A 22827-nucleotide genomic window follows, 5' to 3' on the forward strand; every position below is an offset into this window, starting at 1 on the left:
GGCCGGGCCCCGATTCCGGCATCCGGCATGAGCCGCCGGACGGTGGCCCTAGCTGTTCTCGACGCCCAGCACCCCGCGCAGCTCCTTCGGCAGAAGCTGGTCGCAGGACTGCTTGGCCTCGTGGGTCAGGGCGTCGCTGACGCAGGTGTAGTAGTCGCGGTAGACGAACTGCACGGCGAAGGACGTGCCCACCAGGGCCAGGGCCAGGGCGGCCGTGACCAGGCCGCCGATCGCCGCCGTGGTCTGGGGGCGGGCACCCGCGGGGGCGGCGGGGGCGTCCGGCTCGGGGGTGCGGGGCTTTGCACGCAGGGCGCTGATGCCCCAGTACACGGCCAGCGCGCCCAGCAGCAGGGCCACGTACGGCCAGCTGAACAGGACGAAGAAGATGGCCCACATGCCGGAGAGAAGCGCGTAGCGGGCGCGGCGCTGGGCCGGGTCCGTCGGGTCCCAGCGCATGCCGGGACCGGTCGGCCCGCCCGGGCCCCCGGGACCGCCGCCGGGCCGCTCGCCGAAGCCGCCGGGGGAGCGGCCGGGCTGGCGGTCGCTCCACTGGTTGCCCCAGTGGGAGCCGCTCCCGGGGCCGGAGCCCGATGACCCCTCGGGGTGGCGGGGCTGCCACGGCTGGTCGGGTGTGCCCTCGGGCGGCGGCGCGAACGGGTTGTCGTCCTGCTGCTCACCGCCCCGCCGGTCGCTGTCCTGCCCGCCGGTGGGCGCCTCGGGCGGCGAAGCCGGCCGTTCCCGCAGCAGCACGGAGCCACGCTCGCCCCCCTGGGCCGGGCGCGGGGGGAACGTGAGGAGTCGCAGGCTGCGATCGGGCATCAAAAGAGCGTCTTCCCCTAGGTGAATACGGCAGTCCGACGAGAGCTTCCACCCCGTGAACGCGCCGCACGGCGACCACGTTCCCGAGGCTGCTCGTTCTCGATACCTCCCGAACGCTACCTTCCGGCCACGCACCCGTCCCGTGGGGGCCTTCCGGAGTGCCGGTATCGTTGCTGACGGTCGGCCGCTTCGTAGACTTCCCCGTATACGGGAGCGCGATGCATTCGTACGACTGTACAAACCGCCGGCCGGACACCCGCTTCCCCGAGAAAGGGCCCCACCGTGGCCGCCACCCCCGCTGGCCCAGCGGCCAAGCGCCTCGTCGTGCTGGTTTCCGGATCCGGCACCAATCTGCAGGCGCTGCTGGACGAGATCGAGCGGACCGGAGCCGACTCGTACGGCGCGCGGATCGTCGCGGTCGGGGCGGACCGCACCGGCATCGAGGGGCTCGCCCGTGCCGAGCGGGCCGGGCTGCCGACCTTCGTGTGCCGGGTGAAGGACCACGCGACGCGCGAGGAGTGGGACGCGGCCCTCGCCGAGGCCGTGGCCGGGTACGAGCCCGACCTCGTGGTCTCCGCCGGGTTCATGAAGATCGTCGGGAAGGAATTCCTCGCGCGGTTCGGCGGGCGGTTCGTCAACACGCACCCTGCCCTGCTGCCCAGTTTTCCCGGGGCCCACGGCGCGCGGGACGCGCTCGCGTACGGCGTCAAGGTCACCGGCTGCACCGTCCACTTCGTCGACGACGGCGTCGACACCGGCCCGATCATCGCCCAGGGCGTGGTCGAGGTCCGGGACGAGGACGACGAGAGCGCGCTGCACGAGCGCATCAAGGAAGTCGAGCGAAGGCTGCTCGTCGAGGTCGTGGGGCGGCTCGCCCGCAACGGCTATCGCATTGAGGGACGAAAGGTAGTTATCCAGTGACCGCCACCGCCGAGAGCACCAAGCGGCCCATTCGCCGGGCGCTCGTCAGCGTCTACGACAAGACCGGGCTGGAGGACCTCGCGCGCGGGCTGCACGAGGCCGGTGTCGAGCTCGTCTCCACCGGGTCCACGGCCGGGCGTATCGCCGGCGCCGGTGTCCCCGTCACCAAGGTGGAGGAGCTGACCGGCTTCCCCGAGTGCCTGGACGGCCGGGTCAAGACCCTGCACCCGAAGGTGCACGCCGGCATCCTCGCCGACCTGCGTCTGGACAGCCACCGCGAGCAGCTCGCCGAACTGGGTGTGGAGCCGTTCGACCTGGTCGTCGTCAACCTCTACCCGTTCCGCGAGACGGTCGCCTCCGGCGCCTCGGACGACGAGTGCGTGGAGCAGATCGACATCGGCGGCCCGTCCATGGTGCGCGCCGCCGCCAAGAACCACCCGTCGGTGGCCGTAGTCACCAGCCCCGAGCGGTACGCCGACGTCCTCGCCGCTGCGCAGGCCGGCGGGTTCGACCTCGCCACCCGGGGGCGCCTGGCCGCCGAGGCCTTCCAGCACACGGCCGCCTACGACGTGGCCGTCGCCTCCTGGTTCGCGTCCTCCTACGCCCCCGTGGACGAGTCGGGCTTCCCGGACTTCCTCGGCGCCACCTACGAGCGCAAGAACACCCTGCGCTACGGCGAGAACCCGCACCAGGACGCCGCCCTGTACGTCGACGGCAATGGCGGCCTCGCCGACGCCGAGCAGCTGCACGGCAAGGAGATGTCGTACAACAACTACACGGACACGGATGCCGCCCGCCGTGCCGCGTACGACCACGACGAGCCCTGTGTCGCGATCATCAAGCACGCCAACCCCTGCGGCATCGCGGTCGGCGCGGACGTCGCCGAGGCGCACCGCAAGGCGCACGCCTGCGACCCGGTGTCCGCGTACGGCGGTGTGATCGCCGTGAACCGCCCGGTCAGCAAGGAGATGGCCGAGCAGGTCGCGGAGATCTTCACCGAGGTCATCGTGGCGCCGGACTACGAGGAGGGGGCCCTGGAGGCCCTCGCCAAGAAGAAGAACATCCGTGTGCTGAAGGCCCCGAACGGCCCGTGCAACCGGCTGGAGGCCAAGCAGATCGACGGCGGTGTGCTGCTCCAGGTCACCGACCGGCTCCAGGCCGACGGCGACGACCCGGCCAACTGGACGCTGGCCAGCGGCGAGGCGCTCTCCGAGGCGGAGCTGAAGGAGCTGGCCTTCGCCTGGAAGGCGTGCCGCGCGGTGAAGTCCAACGCGATCCTGCTCGCCAAGGACGGCGCCTCGGTCGGCGTCGGCATGGGCCAGGTCAACCGGGTCGATTCCTGCAAGCTCGCCGTCGAGCGGGCCGGCGAGGAGCGGGCGCGCGGCTCCTACGCGGCCTCCGACGCCTTCTTCCCCTTCCCCGACGGCCCCGAGATCCTCATCGGCGCCGGCGTCCGTGCGATCGTCCAGCCGGGCGGCTCGATCCGTGACGAACTCGTCGTGGAGGCCGCGAAGAAGGCGGGCGTGACCATGTACTTCACGGGCACGCGCCACTTCTTCCACTGACACCGGCCGGCCACGTCGGACGGCCTCCGGCCCTCCCCCGAGGGAGCCGGAGGCCGCCTGCCCTGCCGGTTCAGCAGGGGCGCAGGGACCAGATCGGGTCCCAGGTCGCGGTGCCGGCCTGGTAGGCCGTCGAGGTCCAGCGGACGCTGCCGTCCTGGTTGTAGAACCGGGCGACCGTGCCCGGCGTCTGGTTGTTGGTGAACGGGCCGTCGCCGGTCCAGTTGTGGACGTCCCAGGTCTGGCACTTGTAGAAGTCGAACTTGGTGCCGTTGACGATCATGCAGAGGTGACCGTAGGCGCAGTCCAGGTCCTTGGCGGCGGCCTTCCCCCTGGGGGCTGCGGTGAGGGTCAGGCCGTCGTACTGGACCTTGTCGGCGGCGACCTTCAGGGGCTTCGGGTGCCCCGCGAGCACCTGGTCGGCCGTCCGCTGGATGCCGGTGACCCTGGTTCCGTCCGGGACGGCGGCGGTGGCCCAGGCCGTGGATCCGGCGAGCAGGGCGGTTGTCGCGACGAACAGTGCGGCGGGCTTGGCGATGTTCACGTGTTCCCCCATGTGAACGAAGAGAGTGGTCACTCCGCCGTGGCGGAGTGGTTCCACCGTCCCAGCGGCGCCCGTCCGCGGGTACCTCGGAAGTCTCAGGGTCACTTCTTTCCCGCGGGCGTGTACTCCTTGAGGTAGTGCGCGACGCGGGCGCAGTAGGTGCGGTACTCCGGGGGAGCTCCGCCCGCGTCGTTCACCCTCTTGTACGAGGTCCGGTAGCCGGCCGCGTCCAGCACCCGCTTGTCCCCGGGCAGTCCGGCCTTCAGGTGGGAGTCGATGAAGCACAGGTAGCGGCCCATGGCCGGGACGGACACGGAGGGGGTCAGCGGCGGTGTGGGTGTCGCCGAAGCGGGAACGCCGTCGTCGCGCATCCACCAGCGCAGGACGGCGGGGGTCCAGCGGGCGATCCCGTACTCCTGTTCGCCGGGGTCGAAGAGATTCGGGTCGAAGTTGCTCTCGGCCTTCAGCATCGCCGCGATGAGCGCGGGTGAGACGTCGGGCCGGGGGCAGGCGTGGGCGGAGTCCACGATGAGCTTGCGATAGGCCGCCGGGATCCCCTGGTCGGTCCGCAGTTCCGAGGCGCCGTAGGCGGCCGGGGAGACATCGTGACCCCCCTCGTGGGACCGGTCGCTTCCGCTCTCGGCCCAGCCGCTGATGCCGTAGCCGAGGGCCGCGACGGCGACGGTGGCGGCCGCGGCGCCGGCGATCACCGCCGACCGGCGTCTGCGGCGCGGGAACAGACGGGGCAGGCGCGGCGAGCGGCCCGTACCGGCGGCCGCCTCGACGCGGCGCAGCAGCACCTGTGTGGTGATGCGTGCGGCGTGCGTGCGCGCCAGGCAGTCCCGGACGATCTCCCGCCAGGAGTCCGGCAGTTCGGTGGACAGCCGCAGTTCGTCGGCGCCGCGGGCGTAGGCGGGCGCCGCGGCGCGGCGGGCCGTGGGGGTGGCGCCGGAGAGCGGGAAGGAGCCGGTGAGGACGAGGTGGGCGAGCACGCCGAAGGCCCAGACGTCGGCGGACGGGCGGATCCGGCGGCCGCGTTCGCCGATCTCCGCCCACAACAGCTCGGGCGGGGTGTAGTCGGGGGTGGAGAAGGCCGGGGTGTAGGCGTGGGTGCCCTCCAGCTCAGCGGCCATGTTGAAGTCGGCGAGCCGGGCCGAGCCGTCCGCCATCAGCAGCACGTTGGCCGGTTTGAGATCCCCGTGCACCCAGCCCGCCCGGTGCAGCTGGGCCAGTCCCTCGCAGACCTGCGCGAGCAGGGCGGGCCCGGCGGCCGGGCGGGGCGAGGTGGCGAGCAGGGCGGACAGGGAGGCCTCGGCTCGCTCCAGTACGAGGACGGTGGCGCCGTCGAGGGCCGGGCGCTCCGGGTCGTCGACGACGAGGGTCTCGTACATCCGGATCAGCCGCGGCCGCCTGAGCCGACGGTGCAGGTCGATCTCACGCTCGATGAGTTCGCGCAGGTGGGTCAGCTGGCGTGGGGTGCCCGTGCCGGTGGGCAGGAACTTCAGGGCGGCGGCCCTGGGCAGGTCGGAGCCGACGGTGTCCTTGTCCGCCTCGTCCGTGCCGACGCCGGTGGGGGAGCCGCCGGTGCGCCGGCCCGCGTACACGCTGCCGAAAGCACCCGTCGCGATCGGCTCGCGCACCTCCCAGACGCCGACCCGGTAGCCCCGGGGCACCGGCACGGCGTACGGCTCGGTCACCGGGCCGCCCGGCTCGCCGGCGCGGACAGCACGACCAGGTCGTCCTCCCGCACGAGGTCGAAGCGGAGCGCCAGGGAGACCAGTGACTCCTTCTTGCCGTTGAGGCGGGGACCTGTGTCCGCGGTGTCCGGGCCGGGCTTGAGCCGCAGCTTCACGGCCAGGTAGTCGATGTTCCACTGCACCGAGGTGCGCGAGGCGGCCGGCCAGGCCGGGCGCAGCCGGTCGACGACCTGGTCGACGGTGGGCAGCGGGGCGTGCGGCTCACCGCGCAGCCGCGGCTCGCACAGGGCGGCCAGGACGGCGAAGTAGCGCTTGGTGCGGTCGACGGAGAAGGCCGGGGCGGTGGTGTCGCCGTCCGCTCCGCCGCCGTCGCGCAGATAGTCGTGGCGCGGCGCCCACACCTCGATGGGCAGCAGGTCCCCGGCGGCGGGCAGCACGATCCGGGAGAACTCGAACGGGACGGGCGCGTCGAGTCTGCCCGGGCCGACCTTGATGTGCTCGCCGGCGCCCTCCGGGTTCTCCACGACGTACGTCTGGTGCGCGGACAGGTTGCTCAGTATCCAGAAGGCGCCCTGGGCGCTCAGCTCGCCGGCCCGGCGCGAGACCCCGTCGTGCGGGATCGGCAGGTCGTTGCCGGGTGCCCGCCCGAAGGTGAGGCGCTCGCCGGGGGCGAGCCGGATCTGGGTGCGGTGCTGTCGGTCCTCCGGGGTCGGCGGAGGTACGACGATGATGCTGTACAAGGTGCGTCTCCCCGTGCCTGACGGCTACCCCGGTCAGAACGGCTACCCCAGTCAGACTAGGCGGACACACCAGGGCCGTGTCTCCCCTGGACGGGTGAGACACGGCCCTCGACGTGGAATGGCGCGAACTGTTCTGTTGCGTGCCGTGCGTCAGTTCTGGACGACCATGGTGCTCGCGGCCTTGTCGTGCCAGCCCTGCTGGCGGCCGGACTTGTCCCAGAACGGGGACAGGTAGACGAGCAGCTGGCCGATGCCGCAGAGGATGCTGCCGACCATCGGGATGATCCAGCGGATGAACGCCGAGCCCAGGCCGGGCTTCTGGCCGGTGTCGACCTTGACCACGCGGATGCCCACGGCCAGCTTGCCGAGGGTCGCGCCGACCAGGCCGGTCATCAGCCACTCGTAGAGCAGGCCGATGATCGCGAGCACACCGAAGATCGCGCCGAACTTGGACATGAAGTCCGAGCTGGCGTTGTTCATGCAGGTGTTGTAGTCGACGGCGCCCGGGTCGCAGTTCTGGGCGTCGCCCGCGAAGCTGGCGACACCGCCGGCGATCAGGACACCGTAGATGACACCGAAGACGACGCCGTCGATCATGCGGGCGCCGAAGCGGCGGCCCATCGTGGCGACGCGCGGACCGGCACCGCCCGGGTACCCCGGCTGCTGCGGGTAGCCGTAGCCCTGCTGCGGCGGCACGCCCGGCGCCTGCGGGTAGCCGTAACCGGGCTGCCCCTGCTGTGGGTAGCCGTAGCCCTGCTGGGGATTCTGGGGCTGTCCGTAGGGGTTGTTGGGCGAGCCGAAACTCATGGCGGATTTCCTCCGTTGACGCTGTGGGGACGACGCGGAAGGCACGGAGGAACGTCAGGATCTGAGCGGTTTGCCCCCCAACCGGACCGCGATACTGCGCCGCTCATGGTCGTCGGAAAGGCTGATTCTTGTCCAGTTCGATTCAAAAGGTGTTGTGCAAGTGCAACATCATCGATCAAGGGCAGCCGGCCGGACGGGAACCCGGGGACGGGCCCGCGGCCACCCGGATTGGAACCCGGAGCCGGTCATCCGCGAGGATGGAGTCATGACCGCCCAGATTCTCGATGGCAAGGCCACCGCAGCCGCGATCAAGTCCGATCTGACCGCCCGCGTGGCGGCGCTGAAGGAGAAGGGCGTCACGCCCGGCCTCGGCACGATCCTGGTCGGGGACGACCCCGGCAGCCAGAAGTACGTCGCCGGCAAGCACCGCGACTGCGCCCAGGTCGGCCTCGCCTCCATCCAGCGCAAGCTGCCGGCCACGGCCACCCAGGAGGAGATCGAGGCGGTCGTCCGCGAGCTGAACGAGGACCCGGCCTGCACCGGTTACATCGTCCAGCTCCCGCTGCCCAAGGGCATCGACGAGAACCGCATCCTGGAGCTGATGGACCCGGCCAAGGACGCGGACGGCCTGCACCCGATGAACCTCGGCCGTCTCGTCCTGAACGAGCCGGCGCCGCTGCCCTGCACCCCCAACGGCATCATCTCCCTGCTGCGGGCCCACGGCGTCGAGATCAAGGGCGCCGAGGTCGTGGTGGTCGGCCGGGGCGTGACCATCGGCCGCCCGATGCCACTGCTGCTCACCCGGCGCAGCGAGAACGCCACGGTGACCCAGTGCCACACCGGCACCCGTGATCTGTCCGCCCACCTCAAGCGGGCCGACATCATCATCGCGGCCGCGGGCTTCCCGCACCTGATCCGCGCCGAGGACGTCAAGCCCGGCGCGGCCGTCCTGGACGTCGGCGTCTCCCGCAACGCCGAGGGGAAGATCGTCGGCGACGTCCACCCGGACGTGACCGAGGTGGCCGGCTGGATCTCCCCGAACCCCGGCGGCGTGGGCCCGATGACCCGCGCACAGCTGCTGGTCAACGTGGTCGAGGCGGCGGAGCGCAGTGCCGGCTGAGAACACCCCCGGCACCGGGCCGGCCGCACGCGACGCGATCAGCGCCCCCGACCGTGAGGGGCGGCCGCGGCGTGCCACGCGCCGCTTCCCGCTGTTCACCAAGGACACCGCGCGCCCCGAGGGCGGCGGCCGGGCCGCGCCCGGCGACGCCCCGGCGCCGGCCCGGCAGTGGCCGATGCTGGTCGTGCTGGGCGGGGTCGCGCTCGGCCTGCTGCTGACCGCGCTCGACGTGTTCCGCTTCGGCACCCTGCTGATCGGCGCCGCCCTGCTGGCCGGCGCGGTCATGCGCTTCATACTCCCGCGCGTCGGCATGCTCGCCGTCCGCTCGCGCTTCACGGACGTCGCCACCTACGGGATATTGGGCCTCGCGATCGTCCTGCTGACGATGATGGCCCAGCCCAAGCCCTGGCTGGAGATCCCGTTCCTGAAGGACACGCTGCACTTCACGCTCACCAAGTAGCGCCGCTCGCACGACGGTGGCCCGCGCCTCCCCCGGGGGCGCGGGCCACCGGTCTGTCCCCCGTCGCCGACGCTACGGCCGCCCGCCCGGCACCCGCGTCCCCCTCCGGGGTGACCTCCTCCCTCGGACGGGGGAGGTAGCCGTCCTGAACCTGCAACTTCAGCGGTACCGCGGCCGGTTGACTCCTCGGCCCGGCCTCGGGCATTACCCTGCGGCGATGCACCCGAGGACTCCCCGCCCGCTCGTCGTGGACACGCTGATCGCGGCAGCCATGGCCGTGGTCGCCGTCCTGCTGGGACGGGAGTCGCGGTCGCAGGGCTGGCCGGATCTCGACGCCCGCGCCTACGTCCTGGTCGCCCTCGCGCACCTGCCGGTGGCGCTGCGCGGCCGGTGGCCCGTCGGCGTCTTCGCCGCCGTCCAGGCGGCCGCGCTCGTCTACATCACCCTCGGCTACTGGCCGGTGGTGTGCACCTTCGGCTCGATGCTGGCCCTCTACACGGTCGCCTCGGTCCGCCCGGTGCGCACCGCACTCGTCTGCGCGGCCTGCATGACCGCACTGTGGGCGTACGCCGGGGTGGTCAGCCACACCCCGTCCATGGCCTCCGTGCTGGGGCAGGCGCTGCTGTACGGCTCGGTGCTGGTCTGGTTCGGGCATCTGGCCCGCCGCTCGGCCGAACTGACCCGCCGGCTGCACGCGGAGCAGGCCGAGCGGGCCCGGCGCGCGGTCGCCGAGGAACGGGGGCGGATCGCCCGGGAGTTGCACGACGTGGTCGCCCACCACATGTCGGTGATCTCCGTCCAGGCGGGCCTGGCCCGCTTCGTCTTCGCGTCCGACCCCGGCAAGGCCCACGGGGCGCTCGGCACCATCGCGGACACCAGCGGCGAGGCCCTGGAGGAGCTGCGGCGCATGCTCCAGGTGCTGCGCGAGGAGGACCCGCAGGCCCCCGAGGGCGCCCCCATGCCCACCCTGGCCCGGCTCGGCGACCTCCTGGAGCGGGTGCGGGCCGGCGGCCTCCCCGTGGACCTGGCCGTCGAGGGCACCGAACGGCCGCTGCCGCCCGGCGTCGAACTGTGCGCCTACCGCGTGGTCCAGGAAGCCCTCACCAACGCCATCAAGCACGCGGGCCCGGCACGCGCACGCGTGGAACTGCGCTACGGGCCCCACGACCTGACCGTCCGTGTCACCGACGACGGGGAGGGGGTGAATCCGGCCAGAGTCTCCACGGGCGCCGGACACGGCTTGATCGGCATGCGCGAACGGGCCAAGCTCTACGGCGGGACGATCAGCGTCGGCCCACGCGCCGAGGGCGGTTACCAGGTCCAGCTGACCCTGCCCACCTCGGCCACGAACACACGGCGGGGGGACGACCGTACGCGATGACCAGAGTGCTCGTCGTCGACGACCAGTTCCTCATCCGCGCCGGGCTCGTGGGCCTGCTGGACGCCGTGCCCGGTTTCGAGGTGGTGGGCGAGGCGGGTGACGGCGAGGAGGCCGTGCGGCTCGCCGCCGAGACACGGCCCGACGTGATCCTGATGGACATCCGGATGCCCGGCATGGGCGGCATCGAGGCCACCGAGCGCATCCTCGCCCAGGCCGCCGGGGAAGCCCCCCGGGTGCTCGTGCTGACCACCTTCGACCTCGACGAGTACGTGTACGGGGCGCTGCGCGCCGGGGCCTCCGGGTTCCTGCTGAAGGACTCCGGGCCCGAGCGGCTGCTCGCCGCCATCACCGCGGTCGAGGGCGGCGACGCCCTGTTCGCGCCGAGCGTCACCCGCCGCCTCGTCGAGGCCTTCACCCGTCCCCAGGCCCCCGCCGTCCAGGAGGCCGCGGACCCGCCGCCCGACCTCGGGGTGCTCACCGCGCGCGAGACCGAGGTCCTCAGACTCACCGCCCGCGGCCTGTCCAACCTGGAGATCGCCGACCGCCTCTACATCAGCGAGGCCACCGTCAAGACCCACCTCAACCGTACGATGACCAAGCTCGAACTGGGCAGCCGGGCCCAGGCGGTGGTGGTGGCGTACGAGACGGGACTGGTCACACCGGGCGGCTGAACGCCCGGCAGGGGCCGGGGAGAACGGCGGCCCGTCCCCTCCCCCGAGCAAGGACGAACCGCCGTCGAGACCCAGACTTCCCGCTGTGAACGGCCTGTTCAACGCCCCTCTGTACGCTGTGGCACGGAGGTGACCGTTCCGCTACGGTGTCCGCGCCCTGCCACATGTGTCGCCATCGTGTCTATGTCCCGACGAAACGGGGATACGGTACGAAGACCCGGTGGAAACAGGGGCACGGCGGGCGGAACCGATGCTCCTGTGCGCCCCCGCTTCGGGAACTGGGATCCTTAGTCAGCGCATCCCTGTGGGTAGCCAGAACGGGGCCGTCCCGGTACGCGACCACCGGACCGGCACGGGGCCACGTGCGGGGCAGGCGCGGAGAACCAAGAGCACGAACCGCGGGGGGAAGTGGGGGGAAGCAATGCCTCGATGGAAAGCATTGCCGGATGAGCTGGATCCGCAGATCAAGGAGTTCACGAGCCAGTTGCGCCGGCTCGTGGACCGCAGCGGCCTGAGCATCGCGGCGCTGGCCGACCGGACCGGCTACAGCAAGACGTCCTGGGAGCGTTACCTGGGCGGCCGGCTCCTCGCGCCCAAGGGTGCGATCGTCGCGCTCGCCGAGGTCACCGGCACCAATCCGGTCCATCTCACCACCATGTGGGAGCTGGCCGAACGCGCCTGGAGCCGGGCGGAGATGCGGCACGACCGGACCATGGAGCAGATCCGTATCTCCCAGGCGCGGGCCGCGCTCGGGGAGTTCGGGGCGGCCGAGGCCGAAGAGGCGAGCGGAACCAAGACCGCCCGCAGAGGCCCCGGCGCCAACCCGATCCCGGGCATCGCCGGCCCCGCGGGGGTGTCGCCGACGATCCCGCCGCAGCCGACGGCCCCGTCCCGGCCGCCGGCCCCGCCGCAGCCGACGATCCCGTCCCAGCCGACGGCCTCCGAGGCCGACGGGCAGGGGAAGACGGAGCGTCCGGAGGCCTCGCCCGGCATCAACTCCTGGGGCCTGGCCGGCTACGAGGGCCCCTCGAAGGCGACCGGCCGTCCCGGTGCCGGCGAACGGCCCTCCGCCATGCCGGCCGCTCCCGGCGGGACGCCGGGCACGCCGAACCCCTTCGACGAGCAGCCGCCGGCCCAGCGGCCCGGCACCGGCCCCTCGGGCGGCAGGTCCGGCGGCAGGGCCTGGCTGACGATGTTCCTCGCGGGCGCCGTCGGTGTCCTCGTCGTGGTCGCGGCCGTCTTCTTCTTCACCCACCACGGCGGCGGCAAGAAGCCGGAAGCGGCCAAGTCGCCGTCGCCGACGGCCCGCACGAGCCTGCCCCCCGGGGTCAAGTGCAGCGGCTCCGCCTGCGCGGGCAAGGACGCGGAGGCCATGGGATGCACCGGCGACCTGGTGACCACCGCGCAGAGCGCCACCGTCGGCACCACCACCCTGGAGGTTCGTTACAGCAAGGCCTGCGGCGCGGCCTGGGGGCGGATCACCGGTGCCTCCCGGGGCGACCGGGTCCAGGTCTCGGCCGGCAAGGCCCGCCGGACCGGGGACATCACCGACGTCGGGGACACCATCGCCTACACGCCGATGGTCGCCGTGAAGGACGCGGCCGAGGCCAAGGCCTGCGCGACCCTCGCCTCCGGGCGGACGGGGTGCACGAAGTAACGGGGATCACGAATCAATTCGGGTGGAATTCGGGATGCGGATGCATGGGCCGCCGGATCCTGGGCACGCGAACCGTACCCCCACGGGATCCGGTGAACCGGTACCCCCATCGGCGGCCGTCCTCGTCCTCCTCTCCCGGACGGGCGGCCGCCGTTCAGGTGGCGGGCCCGGCTTGCGGGATTCGCCCGGTGGGTCCGGTCTGTGGGCTGAGCCACATGGCCCCGGACATCTCGCATGCCGGATGCGCGATAGCCTGACCGCTGGATTCTCTTGACGCCAAGAGATCGATCATCCGCCGGGGCAGTGACGCCCCACCGCCAGCTGTCATACGGAGAACGCCATGACCCGCACTCCCGTGAACGTCACCGTCACCGGCGCGGCCGGCCAGATCGGTTACGCCCTGCTCTTCCGCATCGCCTCCGGCCAGCTGCTCGGCGCGGACGTGCCGGTCAAGCTGCGCCTCCTGGAGATCACCCCGGCGCTGAAGGCCGCGGAGGGCACGGCCATGGAGCTGGACGACTGCGCGTTCCCGCTGCTCCAGGGCATCGACATCACGGACGACCCGAACGTCGCCTTCGACGGCGCCAACGTAGGCCTCCTGGTGGGTGCCCGCCCCCGCACCAAGGGCATGGAGCGCGGTGACCTGCTGCAGGCCAACGGTGGCATCTTCAAGCCGCAGGGCAAGGCCATCAACGACCACGCCGCGGACGACATCAAGGTCCTCGTCGTCGGCAACCCGGCCAACACCAACGCGCTCATCGCGCAGGCCGCCGCGCCGGACGTCCCGGCCGAGCGCTTCACCGCGATGACCCGCCTGGACCACAACCGCGCGCTGACCCAGCTCGCGAAGAAGACGGGCTCCACGGTCGCCGACATCAAGCGCCTGACCATCTGGGGCAACCACTCCGCCACCCAGTACCCGGACATCTTCCACGCCACGGTCGCCGGCAAGAACGCCGCCGAGACCGTGAACGACGAGAAGTGGCTGGCCGAGGACTTCATCCCGACCGTCGCCAAGCGCGGTGCCGCGATCATCGAGGCCCGTGGCGCCTCCTCCGCGGCCTCCGCCGCCAACGCCGCGATCGACCACGTGTACACCTGGGTCAACGGCACCGCCGAGGGCGACTGGACCTCCATGGGCATCCCGTCGGACGGCTCCTACGGCGTCCCGGAGGGCCTGATCTCCTCCTTCCCGGTCACCACCAAGGACGGCAAGTACGAGATCGTCCAGGGCCTGGACATCAACGAGTTCTCCCGCGCCCGCATCGACGCCTCCGTCAAGGAGCTCGAGGAGGAGCGCGAGGCGGTCCGCGGCCTGGGCCTCATCTGAGTCCGCCTCCGGCCGCTTTCGCAGCGACCCTGTACGGGCCCCGTTCCGGTTTCGTCCGGAGCGGGGCCCGTGCCCGTTTTCGGCGCTACTGTCAAAAGCAGTGCGCGCAAGGGTGATTCGGGGGGTTCGTGATGAGCGGCTGGAGCGGCGGCTTCAACAGCGAGGAGGGGCGCGACGGCGGGCCCGGTGAGGACAGGGGCCGGGCGGTCTGGTCACCCGCGGGCGCCCCGCCGCCCTGGGCCTACGAGGAGACCCGCACGACCCCCGTACCGCCGACCGCGGACCCCGGCCCCGCCGCCACCCCGCCGCCTCCGCCCCCGCCCTGGGCCACCGTCCCCACCCACGCCGGCGGCACGCCCGTGGCGGCCCCCGTCCCCACCCACGCCGGCGGCACACCCGTGGCGGCCCCCGCACCGTCGTACGACACCCGGCGCGCCCGGGGCGACAGGCTGGTCGCCCTCGTCGTCGCCATGGTCCTGGTCGGTGCCGGCTCCGGCCTCGGGGTCTGGTACCTCGGCCGGGACCGCGGCGGCAGCGGCTCCCCGGCGGCGTCCTCCGGGGCCACCGGCGTCACCGTCTCCGCCTCGGCCCCTTCGCCCCGGGCCGGTACCACCGCACCCGACGCCTCCCCGTCCACTCCGCAGGCATCCGCGCGGCCCCCCGTCGGCTACCGCCTCGTCCACGACCCCGTCGGCTACGCCCTCGCCGTCCCCGATGGCTGGACCAGGCGGCAGGAGCAGGGGGAGAAGGCGGCCGTGGTCTTCTACGACTCCCCGTCCGACGGCCGACTGCTGCAGATCTTCGAGCTGGCCGAGCCCACCGTGACCGAGTCCCTGGACCTGGCCGAGAACGCCCCGGGCTACGGCTACTCCCACGAGCCCGGCTACCGGGCCCTCGCCCGCCGCTCCGGAGCCGGCTGGGCCGAGTTGTCGTACCGCTACGACGACCGGAGCAAGGGGGCCCGCCAGGTGGTGGACCACCGCTTCCGGGCGGCCGACGGCACGCTGTACGCGATCCGCGCAAGTGGCCCCGAGAGCCTGCCCGACGGCCAGGTCCGCGGGCCGCTCACGACGGCGCTTGCGTCCTTCTGCCCGACGGGCGCCGCATGCGCGTAGCGGGCGCGGTCACTCCATGCCGCGCTTGCCCGGCGCCCAGAACGGTTTGGTGAGGACCGAGCGCCGGTCCCACCCCGCCTCCCGGACGAGCACCCGCCGTACCTCCTGGACGGTCCGTGCCTGACCGGCGACGTACGCGACGCCGCCGGGCTCGGGGGCGAGCCGTCGTACCGACTGGGGCAGCGAGGTGTCGTCGCGCAGCGACCAGTCGAGGCGCTCCGCGTGGCACAGCGGCAGACGGTCCGCCACCGTCCCCGTCTCGATGCATCCCGAGATCCGCGCCCCTGCGGGCAGTGCCGCGAGCATGGCCCCGAAGGCGACGGACGCCGTCTCCTCGCCGACGAACACATGGTGCGCGGCCTCGGGGCGCAGCACGAACGAACCCTCCGGTCTGCCCAGCCGCACCTCGTCGCCCACCCCGGCGGCCCGTCCCCAGCGTGCGCCGGGCCCGGCCTCCGGATGGTCCAGGACGCACAACTCGACGGCTCCGGAGGGCTCGTAGCGCCACACCGAATAGGTGCGCCGGGTCAGCCCGGTGCCGACCAGGACCCGCATCTGCTGGCCGGGCCGCACCTCCAGCCCGGCCAGCGCGTCGCCCTCGATGCGCAGGCGTCGCATGCGCGCGGCGATCGGTTCGGTCCCGGTGACGGTGCCCCGGAGCATCAGCAGGTCGAGGACGGGGTTCAGCAGGGCCGGCACGGACGGCTCCTCGGTGTCGTGGGTGTCGTGGTGAACGGGGGAGGGGGCAACCCGGTTGTCTGCGGCGGGCGCCGGAGCTCAGGAGCGCGCCGAACGCGACATTACGCGTTCGGGGCCGGACGCGATAGAGCGCGATCGGGCCCGGTCGCCGTGTCCGACGACCACCAGCGCGGTCGCGGCCAGCACCACCAGGGCGGTCGTGCGCAGGGCCGGGCCCATGCCGCCGGCCAGGTCGGTGTGGGAGGACAGGACGGTTCCGGTGACCGCGACGCCCAGGGCCGCGCCGGTCTCGCGGGCGGTGGTGGCGAGGCCGGAGCCGAGGCCCGCCTGGTGGGGCGGGAGCGAGGTGACCACGCCGAAGGTCAGGGCGGGCATGGACAGACCGGTGCCGGCCGCGATGACCAGCAGCCAGCCGGCGTACACCGTGTAGGGGGTGCCCGCGTCCACGGTGGAGACGCCGAGCAGGCCGAGGCCGATCAGGGCGAGTCCGGTGCCGATGACCGCGCGGGGGCGGCCCGCCCAGCGGCCCGCCAGCTTCTGGAACAGCGCCATCCCGAAGGGCAGCGGCAGGATCGCGACGCCGGTGACGGCGGCCCCGAAACCCTTCAGCTCCTGCAGGTACTGGGAGTTGACGAAGAAGAGGGAGAACAGGCCGAAGAATCCGGTGGCCGTGCCGAGGGAGGCGGCGCGCAGCCGGGAGGAGGCGAAGACGCGCGGGTCGAACAGCGGGGCGGTGGAGCGCAGTGCGTGCACGGTGAAGGCGGCGACGAGCAGGGCTCCCGCGGTGAAGGCGCCGAGGATGCGTGCGGAGGCCCAGCCGTGGGCCGGGCCCTCGATGATGCCGAACAGGACCGCGACCAGGCCCGCGGTGAGCAGGAGGGTGCCGAGCGGGTCGAGGTTTCCGGCGGTGGAGCGGTCGGTGCGCGGGGTGGTGACGACGACGGCGGCGGCGAGCACCGCGGCGAGCGGGACCATGACCGCGAACAGGGCGCGCCAGGACAGGAACTGGCCGACCAGCCCGCCGCCCAGGTTGCCCGCCGCGCCGCCCAGGCCGAGCGACAGGGTCCAGGCGGCCATGGAACGGGCCCGGTGCTCGGGTCCGGACAGCTGCATCAGGATCGACAGGGTGGCCGGGGTGATCAGGGCCGCTCCGGCGCCGGACAGCCCCCGGCCCGCGATCAGTACGGCCGGGCCGGACGCCAGCGCGCTGGTGGCGGCGCCCGCCGCGAACAGGCCGAGCCCGGCGAGCAGCGCACCCTTGCGGCCGTGCCGGTCGCCGAGCGCACCGGCCGGGACGAGGAGCCCGGCGAAGACGATGACGTACGCGTCGACCGTCCACAGGATCTCGCTGTGCGAGGGGTGCAGCGACGACGAACTCAGCTGGGGTATCAGCAGGTTGATGGCGGCGACCATGCTCTGGGCGACCAGGACGCAGGCGCACAGCGCGAGGAGTGTCGAGCGTTTCGGGGCGTGCGAGGGCACGGCTCCTCCCGGGAGCTGGGCGGTTGGTGTGGGATGCCCTCTCACCGTAGGCTCGCCCCTGACTTGCTTTCCAGTGCAACCTTTGCAAGGGATACTTGCGCATGACGCAATCCACGGGCCTGGACCTGAACCTGCTGCTCGCGCTGGACGTTCTGCTGGAGGAGCAGAGCGTGCAGGGCGCCGCCCGCCGGCTGCACCTGTCCGAGCCGGCGATGAGCCGCACCCTCGGCCGGATCCGCAAGGCCCTCGGTGATCCGGTCCTCGTCCGGGCCGGCCGTCGCATGGTGCCGACACCGCACGCGCTCGCCGTGCGCGCCGAGGTGAGCGCGGTGGTGGAGCGGGCCCGTGCGCTGTTCCGGCCCGGCCGGGACACCGACCTCAGGACGGTGGAGCGCACCTTCACGATCCTCGGCCAAGACATGATCGCCGCGTCCCTCGGCCCGGCCCTCTTCGCGCGCGCCGCCCGGGAGGCGCCCGGCATCCGTATCCGCTTTCTGGCGGAGAGCCATGTGGACGTGCCGTTCCTGCGGGAGGGAACCGCCGACCTGGAACTGGGGGTGATCGACACGGTGGCGCCCGAGGTGCACGTGGAGGCACTGGCCGAGGACCGGATGGTCGGTGTGGTCCGTGGCGGACACCCGCTCCTGGAGGGGGAGGTGACACCGGAGCGGTTCGCCGCCGAGGCCCCTCACATCACCGTCTCGCGACGGGGCAGGCTGTACGGCCCCGTTGACGCGGCGCTCGCCGAACTCGGCCTCGAACGGCGGGTGGTGGGCAGTGTGGCAACCTTCCTCGCCTCCCTCTTCGCCATCCGTGACACCGATCTGGTGGGGATGATCGGCGGCAGGACCGAGCCGATGGTGACGGCGCTCGGTCTGAGGACCTTCCCGGTGCCGGTGCCCCTGCCCCCGCTGCGGCTGGGGATGGCCTGGCATCCGCGCCACGACGGCGACCCGTCCCATGCCTGGCTGCGCGGTTGCGTACGGGAGCTGACGGTCCCGGAGCCGGCCGCGCACCGGTGACCGGGTGCGCCGTCCGTGCGGACCGCTCAGCGGCGGCGGGTCCAGGAGGTGGCGAGTGGCGCGGCGCGGTAGCCGGGGACCGAAGCCGCGCTGAGGTTCCGTGCGACCGCGTCCGGCTCGACGGGCGCGGGGGCCATCTGCACGCAGGCGGTTTTCGGCGTCGTGGTGCTCTGCCCGAACCGGCAGGCCACGCCGGTCAGTTTGATGGTGATGAAGTCGGCGATCTGCGCGCCGAACTGGACGGGCCTGCCGTTGATCTTGATGTCGCCGACGGTGAAGCCCTTGTCCTCGGGCACTTCGTAGACGAACCGAACGGGGTGGGTCACGTCGCCGCGCTGCCTGACCCAGTAGTCCTTGGGATCGGAGCCGTCCGGGGTGGCCCAGCCGTCCGTTGCCAGCTTTTCGAAGTAGAGACCGACCGGGTCGGCGAGGGAGACGTCCGCCTTCTGCCGGGCGAGGTCGTTCACGGCTCCGCCGATGTGCGGGTCGCTGTTGCGCTCGGGCTCGCCGTACTTGCTGCAGTGGACGAGTTCCTGCTCGGTGGTCAGCTCGTGGCCGTCGATGACCCGCACGATGGTGGCCGCGGCCGCGAGTTCGATCTCGGCGCCCAGGGTGTTGTTGGGCTGGATCAGATGCATGGCGCCGTGCGCCGTGGAGTCGTTCCACCGGTTACGGGGGTTGTAGGTGCCGGTGGCTCCGAAGAGGTCGCCGTGCTGGACGTCCGGGCTGATGTGCGTCCGGTAGAGCTCGAGAACCTTGGCGGGGTCCGACTGGGCGAGCAGGTGCCAGTACTCGGGGCCCTCGCAGGTGAACATGACCTTGGTGATCTTCCCGGCGGCATTGCGGGAGACGCTCCACTCGCAGTACTCGTCCTGGACGTCCCGGCTGGCGTCGGCCCGCTGCCACCGCTGGGCGTCGGACAGGGACTGGATCTTGATCAGACGGGGGAAGGCCGTCCAGGTGACGGTGGCCTCCCGGGCGTCGTCCGCCGTGTCGGTCCTGGTGAGGTTGTAGAACTGGCTGCGCGGGCTGTCGTTGAGCACCTGGTGGGGATCGGGGCCCGAGATCGAGGCGTCGACCCGGTCGCTGATGAACACGTTCCAGGCCTTCAGGCCGGTCTCGTCGAGATCGTCGAGGCGACCGGGCGGGCCGTAGGCGGCGAGCAGGCTCATGGGGCACTCCTTCGCTGAGAGGTGGCCGGGGGCGGACGAGCCGCGGACGGCGGCGGCCGTCACGAGGCGGGTGCGACCGTGCCGTCGTCGTTCATCCCGAGCCGCAGGGCGTCCGCGGGGATGTCGGTGGTCGGCAGCGTCAGCTCGAACTCGTTGAGCCGCATCGCCTTGAAGTCGCGGCGGCGGGACTCCGCCAGCCGGACGTAGTCGTCGAAGCCGGCGGACTCGCGGATCCGTCGGCCGACGTGTCCGAGGTAGTCGTCGATCCGCTGGGCGAAAACCTTGGGCCAGGTGTCGTCGGCCAGGGCCCAGTCGGCGGTGAAACGGCCTTCAGGGCTGCCGGGCGGCAGTCCGGTGGCGGCATCCGCGATCGCCAGTGCGATGTGGTCCTGCAGCTCGGTCACGGCGGTCGGCGCGGTGGGGACGTGGGCCGTCAACTGCGTGCGGGCGGAGCTGAAGACCGGGTTGGTGAAATCGACCATGAGGGCGCAGGCGGCGAACTTGGCCGTGATCAGGCCCTGTTCCACCATCTGCCGCACCACGTCGTTGTCCTCGCAGGCCGCCTCCGGTACGACGAACGCGAAGAAGGTGTCCCCAGGCTGGGAGAAACCGCTGCTCTTCTCCTCCAGGGCGAAGCCGAAGGCCGCCAGGCTCGCCACGTAGTGGGCGGCGGGCGCCATGGGAGGAAGGGCGGCCGTGACGGGCAGTTCGAGATCCCCCAGGAGCGCGTCGCCGTTCAGCCAGAAGCCCGGGGGCAGGAGCAGGTCACCGCTGGAAGGGGTGATCGTCGAACTCTGGGTCGCCGTACTCGTCAGGTTCACGGCGCTCGTGGTGAACAGATGGCGCATCAGCTGCTCGGGATGCTCCACGGTGCCGTCCCGCGTGACGGCTGCCAGGCGGGCGGCCGTCCAGCGGCTGATCAGCGCGCGGACGGTCAGTTCGAGGTTCTCGGCGCCGATGACCTGCTGATACAGCGGGTCGTCGCGGAAGGGGTCGTCCGGGGCCAGCCGAATCGCCGCCGCCTGGGACTGCCAGTTGATCCAGGGCTCCTTCAGCTCCTTCATCACGACGCTGCCGTTGATGTGGCTGTCGAAGCAGCCGTGCCCGCGGGAGCCGGGGGCGAGAGCGGACCAGGAGTTGCCCGCCCACACCCACACGGGGCTGATCCGCATGTAGTAGTTGAAGACCTTCGCGGCCGGATCCCAGGCGGCAACCTGCAGGAACGTCGCGGCCGGATCCTCGTTCGCCCCTGTGCTCACCAGCAGGTCCACGTCCCGGCCGGTGGCGGCCCGAGCGACGGCGAACCGCATGGCACGCGGCAGCTCGGGGGCGGAGCCGGGCGGCACCTGCCCGGCCTCGCCGATCAGATAGACGGACTGGTTCTCTTTCGTCGCCGGCTCGGGCAGCCCGGCGAGGAGATCATGCACCGTCGACGGGAAGGTGCCTTTGCGGAAGAACAGCGCCGCCATCGGATCCCCCAGCGCCGCCAGCTCCTGGGCGTCCAGCGGACGGGCCTGCCGGTCGACGCCCACGACGAAGCGGTACAGCCTCGGCGCTTCCCGGCCCTCGACGTCCGTATCGCCCAGGGCGTCCAGGACGGCGTGGCTGGTGGTGCGTGCGATTCCAGGAGGGGAGCCGCGGGTCTGTGCGGCGCGAGCCTGCTGCAACCAGGCGGTTGCCCGGCGATGCTCTCGTATGCCGTCCACCGACTCGACCTTTCGTCGCCCACATGTGTCCAGCGAGGTGGGAACGGTGTGTCAGGGGGGCTTGAGTGCCTCGCACTCCTTGACCAGTCTGCCTCGCCCGAGGGCGTGACGCATCCGTAGCCGTGCCCGGCCGGGCACGCGGCCGGTGGTGACCGTCCGGCCCGCCCGAGCGCAGGGAGACGTGGCCGAGCCCGCTCATCCACCGGACAACCTCACCGACGATGTCCGAATTGTTCGCATACATCCACGCCTTTCAGTGACCCGGCGCACTTTCGGTCGTCGATTGCGCATGCGATGCGCCCCCCGGGGCAGGCGGTGACGGTCCCTGACTGTGACACGTCTGTGACACAGGGGCACTGAACAGGAACGGAAGGCAATACCGATCATGGCGGACAGAACGGAACGACAGGCCCGGGCGACCATCCACGCGGGAGGCGAGTGGTTGGAAGCGATCTCCGGCGCGACGCGCGAGATCCTCGACCCCGCGGACGCCCGGCCCCTCGCCGTGGTCGCGGAGGGCGACGAGAAGGACGCGGAACGGGCGGTGGCCGCGGCCCGGCAGGCATTCGACCAGGGCCCCTGGCCCGGCACCCCCGTCGCCGAGCGCGCCGCCCTGCTGCGCCGCGTCGCCGACCTCCTCGTCCGCGACCGTGAGGAACTCGGCCTGCTGGAGAGCCGGGACGCGGGCAAGACCCTCGAGGAGGGACGCGTCGACATCGACTGCGTCGCCGACGCCTTCCGCTACTTCGCCGACCTGGTCGCCGCCGAGGCGCCCGGCCGGGTGGTCGACGCGGGCTCGCCCGACATCCACAGCGTCGTCGTCCATGAGCCGGTCGGCGTCTGCGCCATGATCACGCCCTGGAACTACCCGCTGCTCCAGGCCAGTTGGAAGATCGCCCCGGCGCTCGCCGCGGGCAACACCTTCGTGATCAAGCCCAGCGAGATCACGCCGATGACGACCATCGCGCTGATCGACCTGCTGGCCGAGGCCGGCCTGCCTGCCGGCGTCGCCAACCTGGTCACCGGAGCGGGCCACACCGTCGGCGCCCGCCTCGCCGAGCACCCCGGCGTGGACCTGGTCTCCTTCACCGGCGGCCTGGTCAGCGGCACCAAGGTCGCCCAGGCCGCCGCCCCCACCGTCAAGAAGGTCGCCCTCGAACTCGGCGGCAAGAACCCCAACGTGGTCTTCGCCGACGCCTGTGCCACCGATGAGGGCTTCGACACCGCCGTCGACCAGGCCCTCAACGCCGCGTTCATCCACAGCGGCCAGGTCTGCTCGGCCGGCGGCCGCCTCATCGTCGAGGAGTCCGTCCGCGACCGTTTCGTCACCGAACTCGCCCGCCGCGCCCAGCGGATCAGGCTCGGCCGCGGCACCGAGGACGGCGTCGAGTGCGGCCCGCTCGTCTCCGAACAGCAGCGCGCCAAGGTCGAGACGTACGTCGCCTCCGCGCTCGCCGAGGGTGCGGTGCTGCGCTGCGGCGGCAAGCGCCCGGAGCCCGCCGCGCACAGGCCGGAGTCCGGCTACTTCTACGAGCCGACCGTCCTCGACCACTGCCACCGCGAGATGAAGGTCGTCCGCGAGGAGGTCTTCGGACCGGTCCTCACCGTCGAGACCTTCCGCACGGAGGAGGAGGCGGTGTTCCTCGCCAACGACACCGAGTACGGCCTTGCCGGAGCCGTCTGGACCACCGACGCCGGCCGCGCCCGGCGGGTCGCGGGACGGCTGCGCCACGGCACCGTCTGGATCAACGACTTCCACCCCTACCTGCCGCAGGCGGAGTGGGGAGGGTTCGGCAAGAGCGGCACGGGCCGCGAGCTGGGGCCGGCCGGGCTCGCCGAGTACCGCGAGACCAAGCACGTGTACCAGAACCTCGCGCCGAAGCCGGTGCGCTGGTTCGCAGGCTGAGCCGCCGCCCCCAGCC

At 72.3% G+C, this 22827-nt stretch carries 20 protein-coding genes; 11 read left to right on the forward strand and 9 right to left on the reverse strand.

Annotation, left to right across the window (positions count from 1 at the left end; all coding sequences use genetic code 11):
* Nucleotides 1-48: 48 nt before the first annotated feature.
* Entirely contained in the window at nt 49-819 is a 771-nt protein-coding gene (locus AB0H32_RS15820) for a hypothetical protein (protein ID WP_361119795.1), read from the reverse strand.
* Nucleotides 820-1101: 282 nt separating this feature from the next.
* Here AB0H32_RS15820 and purN point away from each other — a divergent pair, with 282 nt between their 5' ends.
* A complete protein-coding gene (gene purN / locus AB0H32_RS15825) occupies nt 1102-1740 on the forward strand; it encodes a phosphoribosylglycinamide formyltransferase (RefSeq protein ID WP_361119797.1) in 639 nt (212 codons plus the stop codon).
* The gene (gene purH, locus AB0H32_RS15830; RefSeq protein WP_361119799.1) at nt 1737-3305 is read left to right on the forward strand and encodes a bifunctional phosphoribosylaminoimidazolecarboxamide formyltransferase/IMP cyclohydrolase; all 1569 of its coding nucleotides are present in this window, start codon (nt 1737-1739) and stop codon (nt 3303-3305) included. The genes purN and purH overlap by 4 nt, the downstream gene beginning before the upstream one ends.
* A gap of 70 nt (nt 3306-3375) precedes the next feature.
* On the opposite strand, the gene AB0H32_RS15835 is transcribed toward purH, so the two are convergent.
* From AB0H32_RS15835 to AB0H32_RS15850, 4 genes are all read right to left on the reverse strand, one after another.
* Nucleotides 3376-3858: a hypothetical protein gene (locus AB0H32_RS15835; RefSeq protein ID WP_361119800.1), complete on the reverse strand. Its 483-nt coding sequence runs from the start codon at nt 3856-3858 to the stop codon at nt 3376-3378.
* Nucleotides 3859-3947: 89 nt separating this feature from the next.
* Nucleotides 3948-5543, reverse strand: a complete 1596-nt coding sequence (locus AB0H32_RS15840; RefSeq protein ID WP_361119802.1) for a protein kinase — start codon at nt 5541-5543, stop codon at nt 3948-3950.
* A complete protein-coding gene (locus AB0H32_RS15845; RefSeq protein ID WP_361119804.1) occupies nt 5540-6283 on the reverse strand; it encodes an FHA domain-containing protein in 744 nt (247 codons plus the stop codon). Before AB0H32_RS15845 ends, AB0H32_RS15840 begins: the two co-directional genes overlap by 4 nt.
* Nucleotides 6284-6433: 150 nt before the next feature.
* Nucleotides 6434-7090: an RDD family protein gene (locus tag AB0H32_RS15850; RefSeq protein ID WP_361119806.1), complete on the reverse strand. Its 657-nt coding sequence runs from the start codon at nt 7088-7090 to the stop codon at nt 6434-6436.
* Nucleotides 7091-7355: 265 nt separating this feature from the next.
* Here AB0H32_RS15850 and AB0H32_RS15855 point away from each other — a divergent pair, with 265 nt between their 5' ends.
* From AB0H32_RS15855 to AB0H32_RS15885, 7 genes are all read left to right on the forward strand, one after another.
* Nucleotides 7356-8210: a bifunctional methylenetetrahydrofolate dehydrogenase/methenyltetrahydrofolate cyclohydrolase gene (locus AB0H32_RS15855; RefSeq protein WP_361119808.1), complete on the forward strand. Its 855-nt coding sequence runs from the start codon at nt 7356-7358 to the stop codon at nt 8208-8210.
* Nucleotides 8200-8670, forward strand: a complete 471-nt coding sequence (locus AB0H32_RS15860; RefSeq protein ID WP_361119810.1) for a DUF3017 domain-containing protein — start codon at nt 8200-8202, stop codon at nt 8668-8670. The genes AB0H32_RS15855 and AB0H32_RS15860 overlap by 11 nt, the downstream gene beginning before the upstream one ends.
* Before the next feature lie 217 nt (nt 8671-8887).
* Complete coding sequence (locus AB0H32_RS15865) at nt 8888-10051, forward strand: sensor histidine kinase (RefSeq protein WP_361119812.1); 1164 nt, start codon at nt 8888-8890, stop codon at nt 10049-10051.
* Nucleotides 10048-10722: a response regulator transcription factor gene (locus AB0H32_RS15870; RefSeq protein ID WP_361119814.1), complete on the forward strand. Its 675-nt coding sequence runs from the start codon at nt 10048-10050 to the stop codon at nt 10720-10722. Before AB0H32_RS15865 ends, AB0H32_RS15870 begins: the two co-directional genes overlap by 4 nt.
* Before the next feature lie 439 nt (nt 10723-11161).
* On the forward strand, nt 11162-12379 hold the full coding sequence (locus tag AB0H32_RS15875; RefSeq protein ID WP_361119816.1) for a DUF2690 domain-containing protein: 1218 nt from the start codon (nt 11162-11164) through the stop codon (nt 12377-12379).
* Between the two features lie 340 nt (nt 12380-12719).
* Nucleotides 12720-13709 (forward strand): malate dehydrogenase, encoded by a 990-nt coding sequence (locus tag AB0H32_RS15880; RefSeq protein ID WP_361119818.1) that lies wholly within the window; start codon nt 12720-12722, stop codon nt 13707-13709.
* Between the two features lie 131 nt (nt 13710-13840).
* Entirely contained in the window at nt 13841-14824 is a 984-nt protein-coding gene (locus AB0H32_RS15885) for a hypothetical protein (protein WP_361119820.1), read from the forward strand.
* A gap of 9 nt (nt 14825-14833) precedes the next feature.
* Here AB0H32_RS15885 and AB0H32_RS15890 read toward each other — a convergent pair whose 3' ends face one another.
* Both AB0H32_RS15890 and AB0H32_RS15895 read right to left on the reverse strand, forming a co-directional pair.
* The gene (locus tag AB0H32_RS15890) at nt 14834-15523 is read right to left on the reverse strand and encodes a siderophore-interacting protein (RefSeq protein WP_361119821.1); all 690 of its coding nucleotides are present in this window, start codon (nt 15521-15523) and stop codon (nt 14834-14836) included.
* 78 nt (nt 15524-15601) lie between these two features.
* Entirely contained in the window at nt 15602-17005 is a 1404-nt protein-coding gene (locus AB0H32_RS15895) for an MFS transporter (RefSeq protein ID WP_361119823.1), read from the reverse strand.
* 101 nt (nt 17006-17106) lie between these two features.
* Here AB0H32_RS15895 and AB0H32_RS15900 point away from each other — a divergent pair, with 101 nt between their 5' ends.
* Nucleotides 17107-18027: a LysR family transcriptional regulator gene (locus tag AB0H32_RS15900; RefSeq protein ID WP_361119825.1), complete on the forward strand. Its 921-nt coding sequence runs from the start codon at nt 17107-17109 to the stop codon at nt 18025-18027.
* Between the two features lie 26 nt (nt 18028-18053).
* Here the strand turns inward: AB0H32_RS15900 and AB0H32_RS15905 are convergent, their stop codons facing one another.
* Both AB0H32_RS15905 and AB0H32_RS15910 read right to left on the reverse strand, forming a co-directional pair.
* The gene (locus AB0H32_RS15905; RefSeq protein WP_361119827.1) at nt 18054-19199 is read right to left on the reverse strand and encodes a hypothetical protein; all 1146 of its coding nucleotides are present in this window, start codon (nt 19197-19199) and stop codon (nt 18054-18056) included.
* Nucleotides 19200-19258: 59 nt separating this feature from the next.
* Nucleotides 19259-20905 (reverse strand): hypothetical protein, encoded by a 1647-nt coding sequence (locus tag AB0H32_RS15910; RefSeq protein ID WP_361119829.1) that lies wholly within the window; start codon nt 20903-20905, stop codon nt 19259-19261.
* A gap of 385 nt (nt 20906-21290) precedes the next feature.
* Between AB0H32_RS15910 and AB0H32_RS15915 the strand changes: the two genes are divergently transcribed.
* Nucleotides 21291-22811 carry an aldehyde dehydrogenase family protein gene (locus AB0H32_RS15915; protein WP_361119831.1) on the forward strand — a complete coding sequence of 507 codons (1521 nt, stop codon included), beginning with the start codon at nt 21291-21293 and terminating at the stop codon, nt 22809-22811.
* Nucleotides 22812-22827 lie beyond the last annotated feature (16 nt).

Origin of the sequence: Streptomyces sp. NPDC020362 (genome assembly GCF_040642095.1) — a bacterium.
In the GTDB taxonomy this organism is placed as follows: Bacteria; Actinomycetota; Actinomycetes; order Streptomycetales; family Streptomycetaceae; genus Streptomyces.